General features: G+C 28.0%; 29 protein-coding genes. 8 read left to right on the top strand and 21 right to left on the bottom strand.

Translation table 11 applies throughout. The features are described from left to right. Positions 1–12: 12 nt before the first annotated feature. Both rpsI and rplM read right to left on the bottom strand, forming a co-directional pair. The gene (gene rpsI / locus AVBRAN9333_RS08270) at positions 13–402 is read right to left on the bottom strand and encodes a 30S ribosomal protein S9 (protein WP_214117629.1); all 390 of its coding nucleotides are present in this window, start codon (positions 400–402) and stop codon (positions 13–15) included. A 1-nt stretch (position 403) separates the two neighbouring features. Beyond that, positions 404–823 carry a 50S ribosomal protein L13 gene (rplM, locus tag AVBRAN9333_RS08265; protein WP_214117630.1) on the bottom strand — a complete coding sequence of 140 codons (420 nt, stop codon included), beginning with the start codon at positions 821–823 and terminating at the stop codon, positions 404–406. A gap of 200 nt (positions 824–1,023) precedes the next feature. Here rplM and AVBRAN9333_RS08260 point away from each other — a divergent pair, with 200 nt between their 5' ends. Together AVBRAN9333_RS08260 and AVBRAN9333_RS08255 are read left to right on the top strand one after the other, a co-directional pair. Then, positions 1,024–2,301, top strand: coding sequence for a major outer membrane protein (locus AVBRAN9333_RS08260; protein ID WP_214120086.1), 1,278 nt, complete (start codon positions 1,024–1,026; stop codon positions 2,299–2,301). 345 nt (positions 2,302–2,646) lie between these two features. Beyond that, complete coding sequence (locus AVBRAN9333_RS08255; RefSeq protein ID WP_214150190.1) at positions 2,647–2,946, top strand: hypothetical protein; 300 nt, start codon at positions 2,647–2,649, stop codon at positions 2,944–2,946. Positions 2,947–3,139: 193 nt separating this feature from the next. Here the strand turns inward: AVBRAN9333_RS08255 and AVBRAN9333_RS08250 are convergent, their stop codons facing one another. From AVBRAN9333_RS08250 to ribA, 13 genes are all read right to left on the bottom strand, one after another. Then, complete coding sequence (locus AVBRAN9333_RS08250; protein ID WP_336608155.1) at positions 3,140–4,486, bottom strand: rhodanese-like domain-containing protein; 1,347 nt, start codon at positions 4,484–4,486, stop codon at positions 3,140–3,142. Continuing rightward, positions 4,483–5,370, bottom strand: coding sequence for a YeeE/YedE family protein (locus AVBRAN9333_RS08245; RefSeq protein ID WP_336609795.1), 888 nt, complete (start codon positions 5,368–5,370; stop codon positions 4,483–4,485). The genes AVBRAN9333_RS08250 and AVBRAN9333_RS08245 overlap by 4 nt, the downstream gene beginning before the upstream one ends. 120 nt (positions 5,371–5,490) lie before the next feature. Further along, the gene (locus tag AVBRAN9333_RS08240; protein WP_336609794.1) at positions 5,491–8,139 is read right to left on the bottom strand and encodes a UvrD-helicase domain-containing protein; all 2,649 of its coding nucleotides are present in this window, start codon (positions 8,137–8,139) and stop codon (positions 5,491–5,493) included. Beyond that, a complete protein-coding gene (locus AVBRAN9333_RS08235) occupies positions 8,136–10,325 on the bottom strand; it encodes a PD-(D/E)XK nuclease family protein (protein WP_336609793.1) in 2,190 nt (729 codons plus the stop codon). The genes AVBRAN9333_RS08240 and AVBRAN9333_RS08235 overlap by 4 nt, the downstream gene beginning before the upstream one ends. Before the next feature lie 56 nt (positions 10,326–10,381). After that, positions 10,382–10,906, bottom strand: coding sequence for a FixH family protein (locus AVBRAN9333_RS08230; protein WP_336609792.1), 525 nt, complete (start codon positions 10,904–10,906; stop codon positions 10,382–10,384). Next, on the bottom strand, positions 10,903–11,454 hold the full coding sequence (locus AVBRAN9333_RS08225) for a hypothetical protein (protein ID WP_336609791.1): 552 nt from the start codon (positions 11,452–11,454) through the stop codon (positions 10,903–10,905). Before AVBRAN9333_RS08225 ends, AVBRAN9333_RS08230 begins: the two co-directional genes overlap by 4 nt. A 94-nt stretch (positions 11,455–11,548) precedes the next feature. Continuing rightward, on the bottom strand, positions 11,549–11,764 hold the full coding sequence (locus tag AVBRAN9333_RS08215) for a DUF4006 family protein (RefSeq protein WP_214117639.1): 216 nt from the start codon (positions 11,762–11,764) through the stop codon (positions 11,549–11,551). 3 nt (positions 11,765–11,767) lie between these two features. Continuing rightward, complete coding sequence (locus AVBRAN9333_RS08210) at positions 11,768–12,610, bottom strand: c-type cytochrome (RefSeq protein WP_214117640.1); 843 nt, start codon at positions 12,608–12,610, stop codon at positions 11,768–11,770. Then, the gene (locus AVBRAN9333_RS08205) at positions 12,610–12,807 is read right to left on the bottom strand and encodes a cytochrome c oxidase, cbb3-type, CcoQ subunit (RefSeq protein WP_214117641.1); all 198 of its coding nucleotides are present in this window, start codon (positions 12,805–12,807) and stop codon (positions 12,610–12,612) included. Before AVBRAN9333_RS08205 ends, AVBRAN9333_RS08210 begins: the two co-directional genes overlap by 1 nt. 9 nt (positions 12,808–12,816) lie before the next feature. Next, complete coding sequence (ccoO, locus tag AVBRAN9333_RS08200; RefSeq protein ID WP_214117642.1) at positions 12,817–13,509, bottom strand: cytochrome-c oxidase, cbb3-type subunit II; 693 nt, start codon at positions 13,507–13,509, stop codon at positions 12,817–12,819. An 11-nt stretch (positions 13,510–13,520) separates the two neighbouring features. Beyond that, complete coding sequence (gene ccoN / locus AVBRAN9333_RS08195) at positions 13,521–14,990, bottom strand: cytochrome-c oxidase, cbb3-type subunit I (RefSeq protein ID WP_214117643.1); 1,470 nt, start codon at positions 14,988–14,990, stop codon at positions 13,521–13,523. Positions 14,991–15,055: 65 nt separating this feature from the next. Next, on the bottom strand, positions 15,056–15,613 hold the full coding sequence (gene rsmG / locus AVBRAN9333_RS08190; RefSeq protein WP_214117644.1) for a 16S rRNA (guanine(527)-N(7))-methyltransferase RsmG: 558 nt from the start codon (positions 15,611–15,613) through the stop codon (positions 15,056–15,058). Beyond that, positions 15,606–16,169: a GTP cyclohydrolase II gene (ribA, locus tag AVBRAN9333_RS08185; protein ID WP_239803297.1), complete on the bottom strand. Its 564-nt coding sequence runs from the start codon at positions 16,167–16,169 to the stop codon at positions 15,606–15,608. The genes rsmG and ribA overlap by 8 nt, the downstream gene beginning before the upstream one ends. Before the next feature lie 56 nt (positions 16,170–16,225). On the opposite strand from ribA, the gene hemB reads away from it, so the two are divergent. The 3 genes from hemB to AVBRAN9333_RS08170 are packed head-to-tail and all read left to right on the top strand — an operon-like array spanning position 16,226 to position 19,597. Beyond that, positions 16,226–17,200, top strand: a complete 975-nt coding sequence (hemB, locus tag AVBRAN9333_RS08180; RefSeq protein ID WP_214117646.1) for a porphobilinogen synthase — start codon at positions 16,226–16,228, stop codon at positions 17,198–17,200. Between the two features lie 2 nt (positions 17,201–17,202). Then, complete coding sequence (gene hemN, locus AVBRAN9333_RS08175; protein ID WP_336609790.1) at positions 17,203–18,546, top strand: oxygen-independent coproporphyrinogen III oxidase; 1,344 nt, start codon at positions 17,203–17,205, stop codon at positions 18,544–18,546. Between the two features lie 10 nt (positions 18,547–18,556). Further along, complete coding sequence (locus AVBRAN9333_RS08170) at positions 18,557–19,597, top strand: quinone-dependent dihydroorotate dehydrogenase (RefSeq protein ID WP_336609789.1); 1,041 nt, start codon at positions 18,557–18,559, stop codon at positions 19,595–19,597. A 13-nt stretch (positions 19,598–19,610) separates the two neighbouring features. On the opposite strand, the gene AVBRAN9333_RS08165 is transcribed toward AVBRAN9333_RS08170, so the two are convergent. Next, a complete protein-coding gene (locus AVBRAN9333_RS08165) occupies positions 19,611–20,531 on the bottom strand; it encodes a hypothetical protein (RefSeq protein WP_336609788.1) in 921 nt (306 codons plus the stop codon). Between the two features lie 16 nt (positions 20,532–20,547). After that, positions 20,548–20,760 carry a helix-turn-helix domain-containing protein gene (locus AVBRAN9333_RS08160; protein ID WP_336609787.1) on the bottom strand — a complete coding sequence of 71 codons (213 nt, stop codon included), beginning with the start codon at positions 20,758–20,760 and terminating at the stop codon, positions 20,548–20,550. A 120-nt stretch (positions 20,761–20,880) separates the two neighbouring features. Here AVBRAN9333_RS08160 and AVBRAN9333_RS08155 point away from each other — a divergent pair, with 120 nt between their 5' ends. Together AVBRAN9333_RS08155 and AVBRAN9333_RS08150 are read left to right on the top strand one after the other, a co-directional pair. Next, on the top strand, positions 20,881–21,222 hold the full coding sequence (locus AVBRAN9333_RS08155) for a hypothetical protein (RefSeq protein ID WP_336609786.1): 342 nt from the start codon (positions 20,881–20,883) through the stop codon (positions 21,220–21,222). Between the two features lie 935 nt (positions 21,223–22,157). After that, positions 22,158–23,237: a hypothetical protein gene (locus tag AVBRAN9333_RS08150; protein WP_336609785.1), complete on the top strand. Its 1,080-nt coding sequence runs from the start codon at positions 22,158–22,160 to the stop codon at positions 23,235–23,237. 67 nt (positions 23,238–23,304) lie between these two features. Here AVBRAN9333_RS08150 and AVBRAN9333_RS08145 read toward each other — a convergent pair whose 3' ends face one another. Both AVBRAN9333_RS08145 and AVBRAN9333_RS08140 read right to left on the bottom strand, forming a co-directional pair. Next, positions 23,305–23,430, bottom strand: a complete 126-nt coding sequence (locus AVBRAN9333_RS08145; protein WP_275591988.1) for a hypothetical protein — start codon at positions 23,428–23,430, stop codon at positions 23,305–23,307. A gap of 1 nt (position 23,431) precedes the next feature. Further along, positions 23,432–23,578 carry a hypothetical protein gene (locus AVBRAN9333_RS08140; protein ID WP_336609784.1) on the bottom strand — a complete coding sequence of 49 codons (147 nt, stop codon included), beginning with the start codon at positions 23,576–23,578 and terminating at the stop codon, positions 23,432–23,434. A gap of 83 nt (positions 23,579–23,661) precedes the next feature. On the opposite strand from AVBRAN9333_RS08140, the gene AVBRAN9333_RS08135 reads away from it, so the two are divergent. Next, positions 23,662–23,997 carry a hypothetical protein gene (locus AVBRAN9333_RS08135; protein ID WP_336609783.1) on the top strand — a complete coding sequence of 112 codons (336 nt, stop codon included), beginning with the start codon at positions 23,662–23,664 and terminating at the stop codon, positions 23,995–23,997. Here the strand turns inward: AVBRAN9333_RS08135 and AVBRAN9333_RS08130 are convergent. Together AVBRAN9333_RS08130 and AVBRAN9333_RS08125 are read right to left on the bottom strand one after the other, a co-directional pair. Next, entirely contained in the window at positions 23,982–24,233 is a 252-nt protein-coding gene (locus AVBRAN9333_RS08130; RefSeq protein ID WP_336609782.1) for a hypothetical protein, read from the bottom strand. The two genes, AVBRAN9333_RS08135 and AVBRAN9333_RS08130, sit on opposite strands and share 16 nt — an antisense overlap. 122 nt (positions 24,234–24,355) lie before the next feature. Further along, the coding region (locus AVBRAN9333_RS08125) for a M48 family metallopeptidase (RefSeq protein ID WP_336609781.1) at positions 24,356–24,749 on the bottom strand (394 nt) is incomplete at its 5' end.

Genomic DNA, 24,749 nt, shown 5'->3' with positions numbered 1-24,749 from the left:
TTCAAAATCGAATTAACGTTTACTAAATTGTGGTTTTCTTCTTGCTTTTCTACGGCCGTATTTTTTACGCTCAACCACACGACTATCACGAGTTAATAAACCTTGTGGTTTAAGTAGCGCTCTAAAATCAGCACTCATAGCAGCTAAAGCACGAGAAATTCCGTGTCTTAAAGCTTCAGCTTGAGCATTATAACCACCACCTAATGTGCTAGCTGTAATGTCCATTAAACCTTCTTGCTTAGTTACTAATAAAGGTTGAACTACCTTTAATTTAATAGCTTCGTGTCCGCCTAACCAAGTATTTAAATCAACGCCATTCACTATAATTTTACCACTTCCAGCCTTAGCCCAAACTTTAGCTATTGCAGTTTTTCTTTTACCTGTTGCATAAACTTTTGCCATTTTACTTTCCTTTTACCTGAGCTGTATGTGGGTGTTCGCTACCTGCATAAACTTTTAATTTCTTAAGCATTGCACGACCTAAAGTAGTTTTAGGCAACATTCCACGAACTGCTAATTTATATAATTTTGCTGGATTATTTGCTAATAAATCACCGAATTTTTCACTCTTAGTGCTTCCAAAATAGCCTGAATGTCTGTGATATAATTTATCATCAGCTTTGTTTGTTCCAGTAAATTCTGCTTTAGATGCGTTGATAATTACAACATAATCTCCGCAATCAACATTTGGTGTATAACAAGGCTTATGTTTGCCTTTTAATATTGTCGCAACTTCTGTTAAAAGACGACCGAAACGCTTACCTTCAGCATCTACAATTATCCAATCTCTTTTAACTTCGTTTGGCTTTGTTATTTTTGTCATGATTTTACCTTTGCCAAAATTTTTTAAAAAGCTGATTATATGTTTTTAATCTTAATAATATCTTAAATTAAGATAATTTTAAGATAAATTAAAAATAAAATTTGACTTTTTTAAATTCTAAAAAAATTATTCCATTTAAGTTTATTTTAAAGATGGGGGGGGTAGAATAGCATTGCAATTTTTAAAAAAAGGATGTAAAAATGAAACTAGTAAAACTTAGTTTAATTGCAGTAATTACTGCAGGTTCAATGTCAGTTGCAAATGCTATTGCTTTAGATGAAGCTATTCAAAATGTAGATTTATCAGGTATGTTAAGATATAGATATGAAGGAATTAGCGAAAAAAATTCATTAAAAGATAAATCTACAAAAGATACAATCCAATTACACGGATATAAAGCTCAATTAAAATTCACTTCAGATATAGCTGATAATTTTAAAGCTACTGCATTATTTCAGTATTCAAACCAAGATGCTTCATTTGCTTTAAACAAACCAGGTTTAACACCATCTAATGAAGCTTTAAGAGATAAAGTTGAAAATAATATAAATACAAGCAAAACTTTTAATATAAGAGATGCTTATTTAACTTACACGAATTACGATACCTCATTTATGTTCGGTAGAATGGAAATTGGCTCAATTTGGACTGATGATTTATTAGGAACAGGATTAAAAATCGTAAATAATAGCATTGAGAATGTAACTTTAGCAGCTTATGCTTTTGATAATTACAATAAAGATAGTGATTTAGGCGTTATTGCTACAAAAAATGATGATGATAGTATAAAAAGCGTAAGTGGTAAAAATATATATGGTATAGCAGCAATTGCTAATTTTGACCCAGTAGCAGCAGAGTTATGGGTAGCAAATATGGCTAGTTGGGGCACATTATATGCGGTAGATTTCAATGTTAATTTAGGTGATAAAGATGATTTCGCATACAATATTCACGCTCAATACGCAGGTAATAATCTTAAAAAAGATAGAAAAGATTTATTAAAACAAGCTACAGGCGACGAAGTAGCTAATGGTAATTTTTATGCTATTGAAGCTGGCTTTGACGCATTCGGCTTAGATTTTAATGTAGGTTATGCTGGTTATGGTAAAAAGGATAAAGCTACAATTAATACTATAGAAGATAGTGGCAAATTGATTAATTATGGCGAATACGCTATGAAAGATTACCAAACAGGAGCAGTAGGTAAGAAAGATTTCGTATTCGGAACAATTGGTTATACATTTGAAGATGTAAGATTTGGTGTTGATATTATTAGCGGAACAAATAAAATCAAAAATGGCGATAAAACTGATAAAGAAAAATTATTTGAAGTTAAGCCACAACTATCTTATAAATATAGCGACAAATTAAACTTCTCAGCATTCTATGCTTATGGTAAAACAAAAAATTATGAAGGTATAGAAGATTGTAAAAAAGATGAAAAACTAATCAGATTTGAAGCAAAATATACATTCTAAAAATAGCTAGGCATTAAGCCTAGCACTAGATTAATTTGGCCTAACACTTATAAAAACTTAATTTAACTAATTTCAAACTCTTGGTGTTAGGCTTACTTAGTCTAGCTTTTACAACTTGCACCTTCTTTAAATACTGCTCCATAATCGTTTTTTGAATCAGGTTTAACTAAATCTAAATTCTTTTGCACTTCTAAGCTCTAATCAATCTAAACAAACAAGTTTTTTAAAACTAATAGCAATACGATTAAGTAATTTAAGGTATTACGAAAGGCTGAAAATATTTACAATGCGTTGTTTTTTTTTTTTTTTTATTATTTAACACATAAATCAAAATAGGAGACAATTATGTCAAAGAATACAAAAACGATGATATGTCCTTTTTGTGATGAAGAATTAAGATTTGGTGTAAAAGTATGCAGGGGTTGTCAAGCTGAAATTACTTACGAACACGAGAGAACATTTTCATCTGGCCATTTTGTTGCTTTTTGTATAATAACTTATATACTATTTAATTTTTATAAATCAATACATAGTTGGGGTTTTTGGATACTTATTTTTTTAGATATAAAATTTTTCGCTGGTATTTTCCCCATAAATCCAAAAGCAAAACCTGAAGCAAAATTTGAAAGAAGGCAATTTAGATAATTAAAAAACTATAAAAATTTTAAAAGCTCATCGCTTAATCAAAAAATACAAATTAATTTAAGCGAGAGCTTTTTTGAGCCTACACTTAGCAAAACTCTCATTTTAACAATTACAATAATTTTATTTAGTGTTGCATATACTCTTTATAATCATTTTATGATGATTAAAGCTATTCTTTAAGAATAGCTTTTGATTAGCTTTTACAACTAGCACCTTCTTTAAACACTGCTCCATAATCGTTTTTTGAATCAGGTTTAACTAAATCTAAATTCTTTTGCACTTCTAAGCTCTCATCCATTTGCCAAGCATTCCAGCCACCATCATATACATAAATATTTTCCCAACCATCAAGTAAAGCAATAAACCAAGCAACACTAGCTCTCCAGCCTGTGCCACAATAAAAAGCTAAATTATCATTTTTATTAATGCCTTGACTTTGCCATAATTCATATATTTCATAAGGATTTCTAAGCGTTCCATCAGGGTCATAATAATCAGCCACATTAGATGAATTTGTCCCTGCAAATCCCCAAATAGCTCCTTTTGGCTCACCACTTTTTGGTATATAATCATAACCACTAATTTTGCCTATAAACTCATCCCAAGCCCTAATACTTACTAGCTTTAAATCCCCTTTATAATTTTTAATATCATCTGGCATTGATATATTTATATTAGCATTTGCAGGAATTATCGCTTTAAAATCACTTTCTTTATTAGGTATATTTGAAGTTTTTTCTATGCTAAATCCTGCTTCTTGCCAAGAATATAGCCCACCATTTAAAAATCTAACATCTTTAACCCCAGCGTATTTTAGTGCAAAAAATACTCTTAAAGCTGCCATTTGATTTTTAGAATATAAAATTATAGTTTTTTCGCTTGTTATTCCTAAGCTTAAAAGATTATTTTCTAAAGTTTTTGCATCACTTAAATTCCAAACAGGAGCATTCTCTATTAAATCAGTATTAAAATGATAAGCACCTTTTATATGCTCGCTGTATTCATCACTATTTTCTCCCCAACTAACCTCAAAAACCATAAAGTCTTTGCCATCAAAACTCTCAACTTTTTTGCCTTGCATTAAATCATTTAGCCATTTAGGATAGACTGCTAGTTGATAATTTTTAAGTTTTACTAAATCATTATTATTTGCATAATCTATAAAATCAGCATAAATCTCGCCTTTATAACCACGAGCTAAAAACTCCGAGCTAACTTTTTTTATCTCATCTAAATTAGAGCCATAAAATACGAGCTTTTTATCCTTTGTAATGCCTTTGCCTTTGAAATATTCTTCAAATTTTTTATTTTCAACAAAATCCATTGATAAAGCACTAATATTTAAAGCCCCTTTAATATGACCGCCGTTTTTCGCTCCATCTTCGCTAAAACCATTATAATAACTATCAATTCTTGTATCAATTATCAAATAATCACTATTTAATCTAGCTTTAAACTCATCAGTATTTAATAATTTAACATTATCAGCATTAAAACAAGCACTAAAAATAAGTGCAAACAATAAAATTAATTTTTTCACGATACTCTCCTTAAAATAATCAAAAATCCAAAAAGCATAAAAGGTAAAAATATAAAAGCTTGAAAGCTAAAATAAGCACTAGCTATTAAAATATTTGCCACATTGCAACCACTTGCAAGAGAAGCCCCAAAAGCCATCAAAAAGCCTCCAATTACACTAAAATATCCTTGTTTTAGCGATACGCCTTGAAGCGAAAATGATTTTAAATTCGCAACAATCCCACCTAAAATACAACCAAATAAAAAATAAACTCCAGAATCTAAATACCTATATTGATTGGTTACTAGATATAAAATCATATTTTTACTAGGCACTGATAAAGTAAAACTAAAACCAATCATTTTCCACATTAAAAGACTTAAAATTGCTAAAACTATTGCTAGAATGCTGATTTTTTTGGCTTTATAGATTAAATATATACTTAAAATTCCAAGTAAAATCACTAAGATAAAAGGCGAAATATTTAAAAAAGTATGAATATTAGTAAGCTCGTTTTTTGTAAAAATATCTATGTATTTTTTAAATATTCCATTAAATAAAGCCATACTAAAAGCAAAAGAAAAAGCCGTTATTAAATAAGAACTATTATTAATAACTCTAGTAAAACTACCACTAACACAAGCCTTGCTAAACGCCATGCCAATGCCAAATGCAAAGCTACCTATAATAGTAGCAAGTATTGAGAATTTAAACTCGGGTATGGTAATTAGCTTAAAATGTTCTAATATGAATAAGCCAAGAGATTGTAAAAATATACAAAAACTTAAAGCACTAACAAATGAAAAATCTTTAAAATAAAAAAGATTTCTAAAACCAGAAAAAAAGCAAAATCTATATCTTGCTAATAAAAATCCAAAAACAATTCCAAATATAAGCGTATTCATTACCTAATGACTTTCTAAAATATTTTAGAAATTATATGTTTTGAAAAATAATAAATCTTAATTCGTATTTAGATTATGAATTAAGATTTTCACCACAAAATCAATTTAGTTTTAAAGAATTTAAATTCTTTTTAATTTAAATTCTTCGTTTTCGTAAAACACTACATAAGAGCTAATTTTGTGATTAGAAAATCTAGTTTTTATAAAGTTTTCATAGGTTTTTAGCTGTTTTTCATAAGATTTATTAAAAAACGAGCTTTTATAATCAATTATCTTAACCCAATCATCGCTAATAGCTAACAAATCTATTCTATTTACTTTATTCTCATACAAAAAGTTATATTCTTTAATCAAATTATGATTTTTGATTAATTCTTTAAACTCTACGCATTTAAGCAAATCTTCGCAAAGTTTTTTTAATTTATCAAAATCTACTTGATTAAACTTATTATATGCAAGTCTTAAACATTCATTCAAGCTTTCATCATTAAAATCACTCAATTCACAAAAATAGTGAAATGCGTTTCCAAGCATAATCGCATCAGTGCTAAACTCTTTAGCCTTGACATTTTGAAGTGGCACACAAGGATTAAACTCATAGCTAATATTTATAGCACTTGCTTCATTTTCTTTATATCTAAAATTAAGCAAATCATCATCTAAACTTTCATTAGCAATTTCATTATAATTAATCCCGCTAAGTCCAGCTCCATCATTCATAATAATACAAAGAGAGCTAATCGCTCTTGTATAAGCTACATAATAAGTATTTATCTCATCAGTTTTTTTCGTATTCTCATAAATTTCAAGCTTTTTTGCATAATCTTTATCATAAAAACATCTAAGATTTCTAATAGCACTAGCATCTTTTTTAAAGCCATACCATTTGTGGCTAGAAAAATCATATTCAATTTTAAGCCCTGTATCGTGTGGGGCATTTTTACTTAAATGAACGCAGATTAAATGCTCAAATTGTAAGCCCTTGCTCTTATGAATTGTCATAATATTTATGCCTTTTGCTTCATTGTTTGATGCAAGTTTATTGCTAAGATTAAAAATAGTTTCTAAAAAATCTTTAGAACTAATTTCATCTAAAAACTCTAAAACATACTCATCTTTGCATAAATCAAGATGAATTATTATCTCATTATAAATCTCATAAGCACTTTTTGTAATATCAATTTTAAGCCTTGAATAATCCTTGCCTAGCACAGACTTTACAAAAAAGCCATAAATCTCATCTCCTAAAATAGAGTATTTTGCAAATTCTATTAAAACCCTAACGCTCATTTTTGAAACTAATAAAGAGTTATTATTTACATTAGTTTTCAAACCAAATTCATTTAAATAATTAGCTATTTCATTTGCATTTGCATTATCTCTTGTAAGTATGCAAATATCATCTAATTTTGCTCCGTTTTGTAACAAACTTGCAATCTTTTTATAAACATCGTTTAAGTAACTTTCGGTGATTATCTTGCTTACAACTCCGTTTTCTTTACTTGCAACTAACTGCTCGTAATAATCATCATAAAGATTTTTAAAATTATTATTTACAAACTCTACTATGGCTTTTTTACTACGATAATTAGTATCAAGATTTTGCAAGCTTATATTATAGGTTTTGTTTTTGTGAAATAAATCAAATACTTCTTGTTTAGCACCCCTAAATGAATAAATTGATTGCTTTTTATCCCCTACATAAAAAAAGCTTTTTTGCTTATCATCTATGCCAATTCCAGCCACTATTTCTTCAACTATTGGCTTAATAATTTCGTATTGAATAACCGAAGTATCTTGAAACTCATCTATTAAAAGATGGCTTAGATTTGAATTAAGTCTAAAATAAAAAAGGTCTTTTAAATCCTTGTTTTGCAATATTTTATGAACATAAATCGCCACATCGCTAAAGCTTAAAATATTTTGCTCTTTATGATAATTTTTCGCAACTTCGCTAAATTTATCTAAATAATTAAAGCATAATTTTAATTGATTGCTCTCTAAAAAACCATAATATTTAGCAACGATTGATAGTAATTCTTCATAAGCTGCTGCAAAAGTTGGTAAATCTAGGGCTTTTTGTATATTTGATTTGCTAGCGTCTAAAAATGAGCTAGAAAGTAAAGAATTTAAATCCGTAATTTTGCCAAGCCATTCATCTACTTTTTTATTTGCTCCAGTAAAATTATCTTTAAGCCTTAAAAACTCATCAAAAGGATTTATAAAAGTCGTATCATTTATGATTTTTTCGCCTGTATAATTTAAATACAAACTCTCAAGCCAGTTTAAAAAATCTCCTAAACTCATATTAAAATCTTTTAAATCTCTTACTAATTTTATGGCTTCATTTGTATCTAAAGACTTTAAAAACTCTTCTTTAATATCTAAATAATCAATGAGTTCCGCATCTACGCTTAAGCCTTCGTGTGTTGCAAAAAGCCTTAAAATTTTAGAAAAAAAGCTATCAAAAGTATAAATCCTAAGCTCATCTTCTTTAAAGTTTTTTAAGAATTTATTTCTTGTATTTATGATTTGCTCGGCACTTAAACCTAATAAATCTTGCAAAAATTGAAGCTCGGCAGCTCTATTTTCAAGCTCTAAAAATACCTTTGTAATTCTCTCTTTCATCTCATTTACGGCTTTTTTTGTAAATGTAAGAGCTACTATATCATTAATACTCGCCCCACTTAAAACTAAAGCAATATATCTAACACTTAGAGTAAAAGTCTTGCCACTTCCAGCACTTGCTGCTAATGCGATATGTTTCATACTCTATCCTTTTTATTGATTATTAAATGATAATAGCCATAAGCATTTTCACTTTTTTCTAAGATAAAGCCATCTTTAAGAGTTGCAATATCGCTTTCAATCTCTTGAGATAATTTATTAAAATTTTTACATTCAAACACCGCCCCACGAGTGCTTTTTAAATAAATTAAAGCTGTTTGTATCGTAGGCTTATCTAAAAGCATTGCGTAAAAGGCTAATTGTTTTTCGTGATTTTTAGTAGAATTTGGCTTGTTTGTAGTCTTATAATCAATTATTAGCTCATCACTTATCCTATCAGCTATCCCGTAAGCATCAATATTTGCAATTTTACCCGAAAGCTTTTCTTCACAATTTGCACTTGGCTGATTGTTGTTAATATAATATGCGATTTCATCTAAATTATCGTATATTAAAGCATAATCAATTGGGCTTAATTTGTCTTTTAGCTCTTTTTCAAATTCTTGTTTTAAATTCTTAAAATCAGCATTTTGTAAAAACTCATGAACCATAGTCCCAACTGCTGCTTTTTCGTTTGAATTGCTAGGCTCACTTAATTCTAAAATATATTTTAAATAATACTCATAAGGTGAGTTTAAATAGCACGATAATCTTGAAAAACTAAGCGGTTTTGCAAAAAAATTATGATTTTTTATAAGTTCTAAATCAGGCTCAAATATATTTTCATTTGCTTTTATTTTGCCATTAAGTGCCTTTAAAAATGACTCAATTAGCCCTTTTTCATCTACGATTTGTCTTTGGCAACTAAAATCTTTTAACATTCTAGCTGGTGATTTTTCTTCATTTTCAAGGTATAAAACAAAAACTTCTTTGGCATTAAAAAGCTCTTTATAATAATGCCTTTGCAAGTTTTCTCTATCAGCATAGCTAATTAGCCCAGCCTTTGTGCGAACAGCATTGTTTAAAAACATTTCACTAACACTTCGCTTTGGCACTAAATCATCATTAAAATCAAGAACAATTACTAAATCATATTTCATTCCACGACTTTCAAGCATACCTAAAGCATCGACATTTCCGCCGTTTGTGTGAGAGATTTTAATATTACTAGTGTCAAGTAGTTTTATGATTTGCTCGTTTGTTAGTTTAAACTCATTATTTAAAATCTTTATATCATTTAGGCGGTTTTTTAGGATTTCTTTAATTTCAGCGTTTTTGCTAAGGCTTAATAGTTGCTCTTTTAATTTATTAAAATCACTAAAATCAAGTTCGCTTGTATTTAATAATCTTTTTTGCACTAAAGCTAATTCATCATCACCTAAAATCGCATTTAGTTTTTGTGCTATTTCGTTTGAGTTTAGCCCACTTGCAATATTTAAATAATTATGAATATCAAGAGCTTTTAAGCTAGTTGCAATGCTTTCATCAGGCATAATAAGAGCTATTTGTTTATCATTTTCGTAATATTTTGATATTAGACTAAGTGCGTAAATGTATTGATAGATTGAACTTTTAAACGAAGCAATTTTTAAGGTATTGTTATAATTTAGCTTAGTTTGCTCTAGGATTTGCCAAGAATTATTAAAACTTAGAGTATAAGTATGATTTGGCTCAAAATCTATTTTAAATGATTTTTTTAAAAGATTTATATTGTAATCGCTTACATTTGTGATGATTTTTACATCTATTTTGTCTGAAATACTCTCAAAGAATTCTAATTCGTATTGCTTTAAAAAGCCGTTTAGATAAAAGCTAATTGATTTATATTGACTAAGTAAAAACCAATTAGCTTTTAAATCTTTAATAGTTATATCATCATATAAATTTTGATTATCTAATTCGTTTTTATAATGCTTTAAACACTCTTCTAAAATGTCTAAATACTCATCAAAAAAACTATATAAATCATTATTTCTTAAATCATCTATACTTACTTTTTGGCTATTTAATTCGCTAAAAAATGAGAATAAATATTCTTTATTTTTTAAAAAACTTAAAAAATCATTTGAAAAATTAAGCTTTTTATAATCTTTAGTTTTATTACAAGCCCTACTCATAGCAATGATTTGCTCTACTTCAGTCGCTCTTCTTTTATCATTTATTGCGAAATCTTGCAAAAACTCATTAATACTAATTGTGGTTGGAAAAAATCCTTCATTTTTAATACTTGCTAAGTAGTTTTTAATTTGCCTTAAATTAGAAAATACAATCAAATCCTTTTTATACATTTATTTTCCTTTTAAAAGATTATTATGAGTAGTTATAGCGTAAAAAAGCTTTAATATTAAGCTTTTTTACATTGATTTTTGCAAAGTTCAAGTTTATAAAATTTTGAAAGTTCATTGATTTTAAAATCAATCAATAAAGTCCAGCGTCCATTAGAAATATCTCCTAAATCAGCTTTAAATTCTTTTAAATTATCATCATAATTTACGATGATTTCTTTATCTTCATATTTTGTGTGTGGTCTTGTTAATTTTGCCTTTACGCTTATATTGCTTGCTTTTAAATTAGACTTTTCTTTAACTTGTAATATCACTTCATTATCTACAAATACCGCTGGGCGTTTAGTAACTTCTAATCTTGTTTTATCGCCTAAAACCCTAAAAGCAAAATTATCTAAAAATAATTTTTCGTTTTCTTTGATTTTTGCGTAATTATTCTCAACATCTTGATATTTTAAAAAATAACTTTCATCTTCATCTACTGGATAATCAAAAGATAAATAAACGGTGTAAATACAAGCAATCATCATAAAAATAATTGAACCAACAATCAAATAAGGCCAATGTCTTCCTTCTTTTATCATTTTTTCTTTACCTTTCTTCTAATTAAAACTACTATAAAAATAATAGTAAAAATATAAAAAATAGTTCTAATTGTATTTATAATATTATCATTTAAATCCCCGTAAGAATACTCAAGTTCTACACCTTTACTACTTGCAATTACATCACACAATTCAGCAAACCCATTTAAAATTGCTGCATTTACTAAATCTTTTCCTTTAGGTTGAGTAAGTATTGGCAATATTGCACCTTGTTTTGGGAAAAATCCATATTTTAAATAATAATACTCGGTAACACTTCTAAAATCTAATCCTAAATCACTTATAACATCTAACTTTTTATCTTTAAGACTAATTACTATAATTGCATAATTTTTATCAGTTTTAATACTTTGTTTTAAATCTTTAAAAGGAATTTCATTTGATATTAAAACACTTGTTTTAATACCTGTTTTTTGCTCTAAATCATTACTTAAAATATTTATTTCATTTAATACTTCATTACTTAAAGGCTCTTGTGAAAATAAATTCACAAGAGCTAAAAGCATTATAATTATTAGCTTTTTCATCCTATACCTAAATGATTAGGAGTTAAAACTGACCAAGCTGTAACTATTGCTAACACAACCATTCCTAAAACTATAATTGTTTCTAATAACTTGCTCATTTTGCGTCCTTTCTAAAATCTTCTAAACTTCTATTTTCGTGCATTTTAGCATCTTCAATTTTTTCTAGTTTATAAGGATTTCTGATTTCTTTTTGTTGAACATTTATTCCCCAAATAGTAAGCCCAACTAGGATTGATAATAATAAAACGGTAGCTATTAACATACCTGTAATTCCGTGTAATCCAAACACATTTCTATTATGATTATCCATTTTTTACTCCTTTGATAATGTGCTTACATAACGAGCAACTGCATCTACTTGCTCATCGCTTAGCATTGATTTAAAGCTTGGCATTGCTCCTATTACTTTTACGCTTGCATCAGCACTTGCTATCTTACCGCTAGCTAAAACCATTTTAATAAAATCAGGTTTAGTATAAATATTTAATGCAGGTGCTACACCTTCAGTGCCTTCTCCATTTTCTCCGTGACAAGCTGCACAAGTTGTTTCAAACACATCTTTACCAACTTCGCCTTGCATTCCATTTGCTACATAAGTTGCAACTGCTTTTGCGTCATCTCCTTCAACTAAACCAGCTGGCATTTCTCCATATCCTAAACCTGTTGAGCCGTTTTCTAAAATATCTAAAATTCCAGCAACGCTACTCCATTTAGTTAAGTCTTGAGCCTTACCATTAATTCCAGTTGCTTCAGCACCATGACAAGGAGCACAATGTAATAAAAATACATTTCTACCCATATTTAATTTAGATTCATCATCAAATGCTACATATTTTTCTTTATATTTTGCATTATGACTTGCTACTTCTTCATTATATTCACCTATTGATGAATATTTGTTTAGTGGAAAACCTATTAAAAAATACCATAAAGCAAACACTATTAAAACGATAAACATAACAGCCCAACCTACTGGTAATGGGTTTTTATATTCGCTTATTCCATCCCATTCGTGCTCGCTTGTTTCAGCATCTTTTCTTTTAATTCTCATCTGTTTAAATACATTTAAACTTACTATCAACACGGTAGCAACAATAACAACTGCACCAATTATAGAAAGTAAATTTACATTATCAGAAAGATTTAACCATTTCATCACTTTCTCCTATTTTCTAATAAAGATGAATTAATATCATCATCTAATGCAAGATTTGCATATTTTTCATAATCTTTTTTACCTTCTCTTTGTGCTTTATATAAATGAATAATATAAGCATAAAGCACAAAGGTCAAAAACGCCACAAGGAAAAAATAAGCATGTCCTTGATATTGCACAAGTTCAACCAAACTCATAATTCTTCCTTACTTTAAACTATTTAAATACGCAATCAATGCAACTATTTCTTTAATTTCGCATTTACTATCAAGTGCATTTGCACGGCAAGGTTCAAACGCTTGTTTTACTTCTTCATCGCTCATTGCATCAACAATAGGTGTAGCTTGTTCTACCATCATTTTACGAGCGTCTTCGTAAGTTCCTAATTTTGGATAACCTTCTTCATCATAAGGAACATTGAAAACTTTTTTAACAGTTAAAGCTTCAGCATAAGCTGTATCTAAATCTGAATTCTTTTTAAATAAATGTGGATATTCAGGCATAATTGAACTAGGCACTACAGAAACAGGTTTTTTCATATGATTTTCGTGCCAATCAGTAGTTCTATAATTACCAACTCTCATTAAATCAGGACCTGTTCTTTTTGAACCCCATAAAAATGGTCTATCATAAGCATATTCACCTGCTTTTGAATAAGCACCATATCTATCTGTTTCTGCTTTAAATGGACGAATTAATTGTGAGTGACATGCATTGCAGCTTTCTTTAATATAAACATGACGACCTGCAAGTTCTAAAGCTGTATAAGGCTTTTTACTCTCAATTGGTCTAGCGTTAGGACTAAATGCAGGTAGAATTTCTACAACACCAGCATAAGCAATAACAACAAATACAAATACCGCAAAAAAGAAAGGATTTTTTTCTAACCAACTAAACATTTTTTACCTCCTTACGCTTGCATTGGACTTGCTGATTTTGGTTCAACTTCAACGCTTCTGCTTGAAGTAACTGACTTATAAATATTATAAGCAAACATAAAAAATCCTATTAAATATAATAAACCACCAATAGCTCTTATTATAAAATAAGGATGTAGTGCTATAACAGTATCAATAAATGAATAAGTTAGAGTTCCATAATCATCATAAGCTCTCCACATCATACCTTGAGTAATTCCAGCAATCCACATTGAGCTAAAGAATAATACAATTCCTAAAGTTTGGATAGTAAATTGGTATTCCATAATTTTTTTACTATAAATCTCTTTTTTAAATACCCTTGGAGTCATATGATAAATTGCAGCCATAGTCATAAATCCTACCCAACCAAGTGTTCCATCATGCACGTGTCCTGGAATCCAGTCTGTAAAGTGTGCTAGAGCATTGATTGATTTAACTGATTGAATTGAACCCTCAAGTGTGCTAAACATATAAAATGTTGAAGCAAAAATCATAAACTTAATTAATGGACTTTCTTTTACTTGGTGCCATTCACCTTTCATTGTAAGTAAGATATTGATTGCACTACCCCAACTTGGTAATATTAATACAACAGAGAAAATTGAACCCATTGTTTGCATCCAATCAGGAACGGTTGAATAAATCAAGTGGTGCCCACCTGCCCATAAATATATAAACATTAAAGACCAGAATGAAAATAGTGATAATTTATAAGAAAATACTGGCTGACCACTTTCTTTTGGTAAGAAATAATATATTTCAGCAATAATTGCAACCGTGAAAACAAAAGCAACCGCATTATGTCCCCACCACCATTGAATTAAAGCATCGTTACTTCCTGCATACATAGATACTGAATGAAGCCAAGAACCCATTCCTGTAACTAATTTTGTAGGAACTTCCATATTATTAAATAAATAAAGCATTGCTACACCTAAAAATGTCGCAATGTAATACCAAATAGAAATATAAAGACTTTTTTCACGGCGAATTCCAATAAGTCCAAAAATTCCCATACCCCATAAAACCCAAATAACAACAACTGCTATATCAAAAGGCCATTCAAGTTCTGCGTATTCTTTTGAAGTTGTAACACCAGCAAAAAGACTTACAACAGCTAATAATATAGTAATCATAAAGATTATAAAATGAGCTTTACCTATGAACATTAAGAATTTTGATTCTTTCATAGAAACTTTTAAAACTCTTTGACCTACATAATACCAAGTAGCCCAAATACCTGAAAGCATAAAGCCATAAACAACTCCGTTTGTATGAAGTGGTCTTAGGCGGCCAAATGTAGAATATTCACCTGCAATATTATTTAGCTCAGGAAATGCTAATTGAAACGCGATTAAAGTTCCAATTCCCATACCGATTATGCCAAACAAAATACATGCGAACATAAACCACTTAGCTACGGTATAATCATAGCCAAGATTTTGCGATGGATTTGCCATAACTGCTCCTTAAATAGAAATTAAAATAATCTGCTAATTATAATCTTAAAAAAAATAAACTAAGCTTAATTTGTAATAATTTTGAAATCTTTTTTATAAAATTCTAAAAAAATTCTATTATTTCTCTCGTGTAATTTATATTCATTTAAGCAATCTAGCTCATCTTTTACGAATGAGCCTTTGTATAAAATAAATTTAGTATTATCATTGGTTATATCATTACATAAAGTAACAATTAGTTCTGTTTTTGCAAAAGCTCTTGAAGTTATCAAATCGCATTTTAAGTCTTTTTCACATTCAACTTTTATAGGTTTAATAAACACATTATCTAAATTAAACTTAGCTTTAATTAGCGATAAAAATGCTGATTTTTTATAACTTGGCTCATACAAATAAAAATTACAATCTCTTTTTAAAAAAGCTAAAAATATAGCAGGAAAACCAGCACCTGAGCCAATATCTGCTATATTAATTCCTGATTTAAATTCTACGAAATTAAGTATTTCAATACTATCAAGTGCTGCTGCTTTTATATCTTTTAATCTTGTAATATTATGAACTTTATTGTATTTTTTTAATTCATCTTCATATGAATTTATAAAAGCTAAAAATTCATTATTCATTTAGCATATGCCCCATTTTGCAAGATTTAACTTTTAGATATTGTTTATTGTATTCATTGCTTTGCATTATTAATGGTATGCGTTTTACATCTTTACTAATAGCTTTTAATTTTAAAGGATTATTTGTAAGCAATCTTACGCTTTTAATTTTGTAATATTCAAGTATAAAATCAACTATTTTATAATCTCTTTCATCATCTTTAAAGCCTAGTTTTAAATTCGCTTCAAGTGTATCAAATCCATTATCTTGTAAATTATAAGCATTTACTTTATTAAATAGACCTATTCCACGACCTTCTTGACGAAGATAAATAACCATTCCGCCATTTGCTTCAATATATCTTAAAGATGCTTTTAATTGGTCTCTACAATCGCATTTAAGCGAACCTAAAGCATCACCTGTAAGGCATTCAGAATGTATGCGAACATTAATCTCATCACTAATTTCGCCTTTCATAATTACTAAATGCTCTTTTTCGTTTTCTTTAAAAGATTGGATAATAAAATTTCCAAATCTTGTAGGTAAATTTGCTTGTTTTGAAATTTCAACTAACATTGTTTAACTCTTTTTTGATTTAATTAGCCTTAATTATACAAAAAAAGGAGTTTAGTGTGCGTAAATTTAGACGACTTAGAAAAAGCCCTATAATTAGGGATTTAGTAAAGGAAAACCAACTTAGCTTAAACGATTTGATTTACCCTTTATTTGTAGTAGATAAAAAAAGTGCAAAAATTGAGATTAAATCAATGCCAGGAGTTTATCAATTAGGATTTGATGAATTACTAGCAGAATGTAATGAATGTTTAAAGCTTGGAATTAAGAGTATTTTATTATTTGGCGTATTAGATGAAAGTGCAAAAGATAGCTGCGGAAGTGATGCAATGAGCGATAATGGGCTTATAGCTCGTGCTATTAGAGCTATTAAAGAGCGTTTTGGTGATAGCTTATATTTAATTGCAGATTTGTGCTTTTGTGAATACACAGACCACGGACATTGCGGAGTATTAGATGAAGATGGGTATTTAAATAATGAAATTACGCTTTTAAATTCTAGCAAACAAGCTTTAGTAATGGCTAGAGCTGGTGTGGATATGATTGCACCTAGTGGAATGATGGATGGAATAATAAAAACTTTAAGAACTACTTTAGATGAAAATGGCTTTGATACTTTACCTATTATGGCTTATTCAACCAAATTCGCAAGTGCATACTATGGACCTTTCCGTGATGTGGCTAATTCAGCTCCTAAAAAAGGCGATAGAAAAGCTTATCAAATGGATTATGCAAACGGAAAAGAAGCTTTGAATGAAAGCTTAGAAGATGAAAAACAAGGTGCTGATATATTGATGGTAAAACCTGCTTTAGCATATTTAGATGTAGTTAAAGAAATTAGCCAAAACTCACTACTTCCACTATGCGTTTATAATGTAAGCGGAGAGTATTCAATGCTTAAAAACGCTGGAATAGCTGGGCTTGTAGATTATCCAAAAATCTTAATGGAAACTATGATTAGTTTTAAAAGAGCGGGTGCAAAACTAATAATCACTTATCACGCTAAAGAATTAGCCGAAATGTTAAGGGGATAAAAATGGATTTTAGTGTATTAGCAAAATATCAAACAAGTGGCCCAAGATATACTTCATATCCAACAGCTATTGAGTTTGGCGAAGATTATAAATATGATGATTTTATAAAAGATTTAGAAAGTAACGAGAATAAGCCTTTATCGCTTTATTTTCACTTGCCGTTTTGTCGTTCGGCTTGTTATTTTTGTGGCTGTAATGTAATTTATACAGCTAATGAAGATAAAAAAGAAAGGTATTTAGATTATATTTTAAGAGAGCTGGATATTTTAAAAACTCATCTTAAAACAAAAAAAGCTATTCAAATGCACTTTGGTGGTGGAACACCTACATTTTTTAGTGCAGCTCAACTTGAAATCTTGCTTAAAAAAATTAATGAAATATTTGAGTTTTTACCTGATAGTGAGCTTTCTTGTGAGATTGACCCTAGATTTTTAAATGTTGAACAAATGAGCGTATTTGCAAAATACGGCATAAATAGAATTAGCTTTGGTGTGCAAGATTTTGACCCTAAAGTGCAAAAAGAAATTCATAGAATTCAACCTTACGAAATTACAGAAAATGCAGTAAAACTAGCAAGAGCAAATGGAGTAAAAAGTATAAATACTGATTTAATTTACGGACTTCCTTATCAGGATTTAAACTCATTTAGCAAAACGCTTGAGACAATTTTAAAAATAAATCCTGATAGACTTGCTGTATTTAATTACGCTCATGTGCCTTGGATTAAAAAGAATATGAGAAAATTTGATGAAAGCACTATTCCTGAAGCTAAAACTAAGTTAGAAATTCTAAAACATACTGCGAAATTTTTAGGCGAAAATGGTTATAAAATGATAGGAATGGATCATTTTGCTAAACCAAATGATGAATTATTTAAGGCTTTAGAAAATGGCACACTTCATAGGAATTTTCAAGGATATACTACAAAAAGTGGAGCTATTTTGGTTGGCGTTGGGCTTACTAGTATTGGAGAAGGACTTAATTATTACGCACAAAACTATAAAGATTTAAACCTTTATGAAGCAGCTATTGATAATGGCAAGTTACCATTTCATAGGGGAATTAAACTTAATAATGATGATTTAATTAGAAAAGCTGTAATAATGAGCTTAATGGCTAATTTTAGTCTTAATATTAAAGAAATTGAAAAAGAATTTAAAATAGTATTTTGGGATTATTTTAACGACGCAAAAGAGTATTTAAAAACTTATGCTGAATTTTTACAAATTAGTGATGATGAAATAAAAGTAAATGAAACAGGCACATTATTAATCCGTAATATTTGTATGGGATTTGATGCTTATATGAAAAATAAAGGTGAAAAGACCTTTTCAAAAACATTATAAAGGTAAGTAAATGTATGAATTAGCAAAAAAAGTTATATTTAAGTTTGACCCTGAAGATATGCACCATTTAGTAATCAAAGCTCTTAAAACTCAAAGATTTTTAAAAGTAGTTGATTATAAAAAAACTTATAAGAATTTAGAAAATGAATTAATCAATATGAAATTTTCTAATCCTATTGGACTTGCAGCAGGATTTGATAAAAATGCTGAAGTGGTAGCTCCTTTAGCAAATCTTGGCTTTGGTTTCATTGAAGTCGGAGCAATCACTCCTAAGGCTCAGCCAGGTAATCCTCGCCCAAGAATTGAAAGATTAGTAGATGAGCTTAGCATTCGCAATGCAATGGGGTTTAATAATGACGGCGTAGAAGTTGCAAAAGCAAATTTAATGCGTGAGAATTTCTCAAAACTACCTCCGATTTTTATAAATATAGGTAAAAATAAAATTACACCTAATGAAGAAGCGATAAATGATTATGAGATTTTAGTTCGTGAGCTAAAGCCTTATGCAGACGCTTTTGTAATTAATATAAGTTCGCCTAATACTCCAAATCTAAGAGATTTACAAAATGCTAAATTTATTGAAGAAATTTTTACTAGGCTAAATGCTATTAATGATGTGCCAAAATTTATAAAATTTGCTCCTGATATGGATTTTGGCTTGGCTACTGAATTAAGTCTAACAGCTTTAAATGCTAATGCTTGCGGAGTGATTTTAAGCAATACTACGCAAGATTATTCGCTTAGCAAAAAGCCTGATTTAACCAAGGTTGGCGGCTTAAGTGGTAAAGTATTAGCCGAAAAGTCTTTAAATATGCTAAAAGCAATCGCACCAAGCGTGCATAAAAAAGGCATAATTATTAGTAGTGGCGGGATATTTGACGCAGCTCAAGCTTATGAGCGTATAAAATGGGGTGCTAGTTTAGTTCAAGTGCTTTCATCTATGATTTTCGTTGGACCTAGAATTGCTAGAAATATAAATGATGAGCTTACAAAATTAATAGAAAACGATGGCTTAAGCTCAATTAATCAAGCCATCGGCGTAGAATTATAAGAATTTGAAATTCCTATTTCAAATTCTTGATTTTTCGCATTGCTAGAATATAGACTAAAATAAATGAAAATAAAAATAATCTATTCATATATTCATAAAAAATACCGCTTCTATCAAAGCAAATAATTTGAATATAAAAAGCTATAAAAGATATTAGAGTGATTATTTTTGTAATTGCTCTAATGTTTGATTTATAGTGATTTAATAAATAAAATATATCAATATAAATAATAGGCATTATTATTATGCTAAGTTCAGTTAATGCCATTATAAACACTATTCCAACGATAAAAATAGTTAAAACAATAGTAATACCAAGATAAAAACTAAAAGGTATTATCAAATTAGTCTTACTAGCAATTGAGCTAAAATCTAAAGTTAAAAAATAAGCTAAAGAGCGTTTTGGAGTAATCTCATTAAAATGCCTTTCTTTTATCATTGATAAAATCAGTGCAAGTATGAAAAAAATAATAAAACCAATGGCTTTATAATTAATTGAAAGCATAAAATTATCTTCTAAATAAACCCTAAGCCAATGAAAGCATACTAAATAATAATCAATAAGATAAAACGCTATTATTACAATGATAGTTTTGATTATTTTATTTTTTGTGATTGAATTAAGCCTTTGTAAAGTGCTAAGAATTAGTGTAAAATCAATAGCAAGATAAAAATTAGCATATAAACCCTGAAAAACAATTTGAGAATAACTCATAAAATCATTTTTAATAAAAGTAAAATCTACATTATTAGCTAAAAATAAACGCACAAATCTTGAAAACTCTATCAAACAATAAAACAAGCTAAATGCTAAAATCGGAAAAACAAAAATCATAAAGGCATACGAACGCCTACTCATAGTAGCTCTTAAATCAAAATTAGCTACATTAATCAAAGCTTCTTTTATGCAATTCATTTTGTATACCCCCCCCATTAACAACTCACAAATATCAACACCTAAAAACTTTGCTTATATTATACAAATGTTCTAGGTTAAAATGTTTGCCGTTTTTATTATTTTCGCAATTTGAATAAAAGGCTATTGATTTTATGCCTATACTTAGGGCTAAATCTAGTTGGCTTATGTTTTTTTCGGTTCTAAATTTTTTAACATTACTTGATACTAATTTATAAAATTCTTCTATTTCTTCAGTGTTTTTCATACATTATCCTATAGGTAAAATCTAATAATTTAAACAATATAAAATTTAAAATCTATATCCTATAAGATGAATTAATGTATTTATGATAAATTTGATTTTAAATTTATTTAAGGAGAAAAAATGAAAAAATTATTTTTGTTTTCATTAGTTGCATTAGCTTTTAGCTCTTGTGCGGCTATTCAAGACTTTGGAAGTTATACTGAAGGTACTGAGATTACTCAAGCTGAACTTGATAGTATTGTGGTTAATAAATCTAAAAAAAGCGACCTAGAAGAGAAGTTTGGGGCACCTAGCAGAATTAGTTCTTCTAGTGAATGTGAAATGTGGCATTATGATTTTGTTAGGATTAGACATATTGGCTCAAATGTAAATGATTCTAATGTTTTTTGTATCAATAAAAAAGGCATAATAATTAAAAAACTAAAAAGTAAAGCAAAAAGTAATAACCCATTATTAAGATAAGAAATTATGAAAGATTTTTTTAATAAAACATTTGCAGAGCTTAATCCTAGTTATTATTTTAGGTATTTATTTTTGGCATTGTAATATCTGTTTTATTTTTATGTTAATAACTAACTTAGTCGGTAATATAGTTGCGTCTATTGGATTAATATATTTATGTTATTACCACAGCAAAAATCAAAACTAAAATTTGGCTTTTAAAGCCAAATTTATATTTTATAGTATTGATAAATGGTATCCATACAAGTATTTGAATACAGATTTTTTACTAAAACGATTATTAAAAAATAACTTCTTACTACTAGCCCACAAATATATTTTCATTTTTAGAACAATTAATAAGTAAGCATTAATAAATCTATGTTGTATTGTAGCCTATTTGCTTTGAATATTTATCTTTTATTATTAAAGATTTTAATCATTTCATTATTATAAAAATCTAGCTAAATTTATTAGAAAAATTTTTTTATAACAATTATCAAATAGTCTTATTTTATTGACTACACTTACGATTATTTTTTAACTACAATTTGTGCTTTTTAACGAATTTAAATCAAATTCTAAGATACTTTTCCTAAACTACACTAAATCACCATTCAAAGCTCTTTTATGTTTTTAGCCAATCTTTTATACAAATTCTTTTAAACTTCAAAACCTCATCAATTCTTACTATAAACTAAATAATCCCAAAAACTAGATTTGTATCTAATAATTTTAAATTAAAAAGACAACACAAGGATTTATAAAAATTATCAAAATATAAAACTACAAATTTATATAAGATTTGACTTTTGACTAACGATTCTAAAATTACAAAATACATTTTCTTACTTTTTTGTAAAAAGTATTATTGCATTTACTTCACAAACAATAACCAAATAAAATTCACAATATATTAATCTGCTACAATATAAAAAAATATTTAAAGGTTGAAAATGAGTATAAAAAAATACAAAAACAAAACTATAGAAATATTTAAAAGTATTTTTCTATTTTTGAAAAAAATCTACAAATGGATACAAGAAAAACTTGCAACGCCTATAAACAAAGAACAAAATGATGAAGATTTTTTCCAAACTAACAGAATAACAACAAGATGGATATATAAAAATATTAAAAAATATGGACAAATATCTCTTGCTTTAGGGCAAATTTTATTATTTTTAATAATTGCCGGTTCTGTTTTAAATTATGCAAAAACATATGTTTTAGACTTAAGTTATCAGGTAGATTTAACATTTGAACAATTTATAGCATTTGGATTTTCAAATTTATTCTATGCGTTTATGTATATAATTCTTCTCTATTTACCATTAGAAGTTTTCTTGTTTTCTTCTACTAGTAAAAATACAATATCAAAAATTATCAACTTTTGCTTTGGAATGTATTTAACAATAATAGCATTTTTACTATTTATAAACTCACATAAAACATTACATAACTTTATACAAACTAACGTTATATACTACAGTATAACAATAATAATTGCGATTTTCATTACATGGAAGAAAGAAAAAATTTATAAAATTTCAAACATTGTTAGAATAACTTATGTTATTATAAGTTTGTTTATATTTTTACTAACAGACTACAGCACTATGAAAGCAACGGGTATAGGAAACTATAACGCTACAATAATGGTTAATAAAAATAGTTTTATAAAAGATATATTTGATGGTTTTTATGACAAAAATAACAAATATCACTATAAAGGCGATTATATTGAGTTAAAAGATGTGAAAGTATTATCAACTTTAGGAGATATTGCTTATGTGGAATTATGTAGTGAAAATATGGAGATAGGTAAAACATTAGAAAAAAATTGTAAAAAAACCATAAAGGTTGAATTTATCAAAAAAGACATTCACATAATAAGAAATGGTAAAAAGCAAAATGTTGCTAATACAGAAAATGGTAGCAATAAAACAAACAAAAAAGACAAAAAAGAAAATGAACAAGATTTAGAAAAATCTAAAGAGAATAAAAAAGAAGAAAGCACTACAAAAAATAACTAGAATTTGAAAATAACAATCTAATTATATTCAATTATTACAAAGCTAGCCTATAGGCTAGCTAAATATATTAATCATCACCTAAATAATCTTCATTATTTGGATTATGTGCATCAGCCCAATCATCCATACAAGCATCGTTATTTGGATTATTAATATCTGACCATAAATCTAATTCTTCTTGAGACATTGCCATTTTATTCTCCTTTTTTATTGCTATTTTTATTAGCTGCTCTTTGAGCTCTTGCTGCAAAACTATCTTTGCTTACAATACCACCATTTCTCTTAGCTTCGCTTGATTGAATTCTTGCTGCTGCTTCTTTATCCATCGCGTTTTTATTCATCGCGTTCTCCTTAAAAATTATTTTAGTTTTGCAAAACTTACAAAATGATATAATAATAACCAGGGACATTTGGGGACAAAAAAATGAAAACAAACAAAGAAATAACAGAAGAACTTAAGGAAAAAATAAAAAATTATATTATCATCAACAATACAACTCTTGCTAAAGTTGCTAAAGAATTAGCAGAGCAAGTAGAGAATTTAACATCTAATGAAGATATAAAAAATTTTTATGAATCATTAAAAAAATTGTTAAATAGAGATAGTAACAATCCAAGACGTGATACTATAGAAAAATTGCAAAAATACTATAATTATTTAAGCCCCCAAGATAGATTTGAATTCGAAAGACAAGTTCTTGGAGATGATTTTGTTAATTCTAGACTAAAGTATAGAAATCAAAATTACTTCTCACAATAATTTAAATTTTTATCAAATGTTTTATTAAAACCTTTACTATTTTCATAATAAGGGTATTTTTTTTGTGTCAACTTCAAAGCACATATACACTCTTGCTTATTAGCTGTAAAAGGTAAGACTCCAATACAAGAATTAATAATTGCATATTCTTGTTCAATAGAATATCTATTTTCATAAGCTAAAACAGTACTATTTAAAATACTAACTAAAATTAAACCTGGTGAAAGTTTTTTCATTTTATTCCTTTGAATTGATATTAGAATTTTAATTTTATTAAAAAACTCTAAAATAAATATTAAAATATTTAATGGGTTAAATAAAATTAAAGCTTAATGTAAATATTTTTAAATTTCTTTTTCTATTTTAGTAATTTTATTCGCTCGTAATAATCAGGCATAAATCCTAAAAGCGTGGTATAAAAAGCCTTTGAGTGATTAGCGTGATAAAGGTGTGTTAATTCGTGCATAATCACTGCTTCTATTGCTAATATATCTTTTTTAATTAATTCGGTATTTAGATTTATATAAGATTTTTTAGTATTGCAAGAACCCCAACGAGTTTTCATTTTTCGCACTTTCAAAGCTTTTATATCTTTACCAACAATCACACAAAATCTTTTTAAAATTTCGCTAAAGATTTCTTTTGATTGAATTTTATAAAAATCATTAAGTAATTTTTCTTTATTTTCATCATTTTCAAGACATTTTAAAATAATTTTATCATTGTGAATTTCTACATTTTTTGAAATTCCT

Origin of the sequence: Campylobacter sp. RM9333, assembly GCF_020137705.1 — a bacterium.
GTDB lineage: Bacteria > Campylobacterota > Campylobacteria > Campylobacterales > Campylobacteraceae > Campylobacter_E.
Note: the sequence above shows the minus strand (reverse complement) of the source record. Positions and strands in the feature narration are given on the sequence as shown.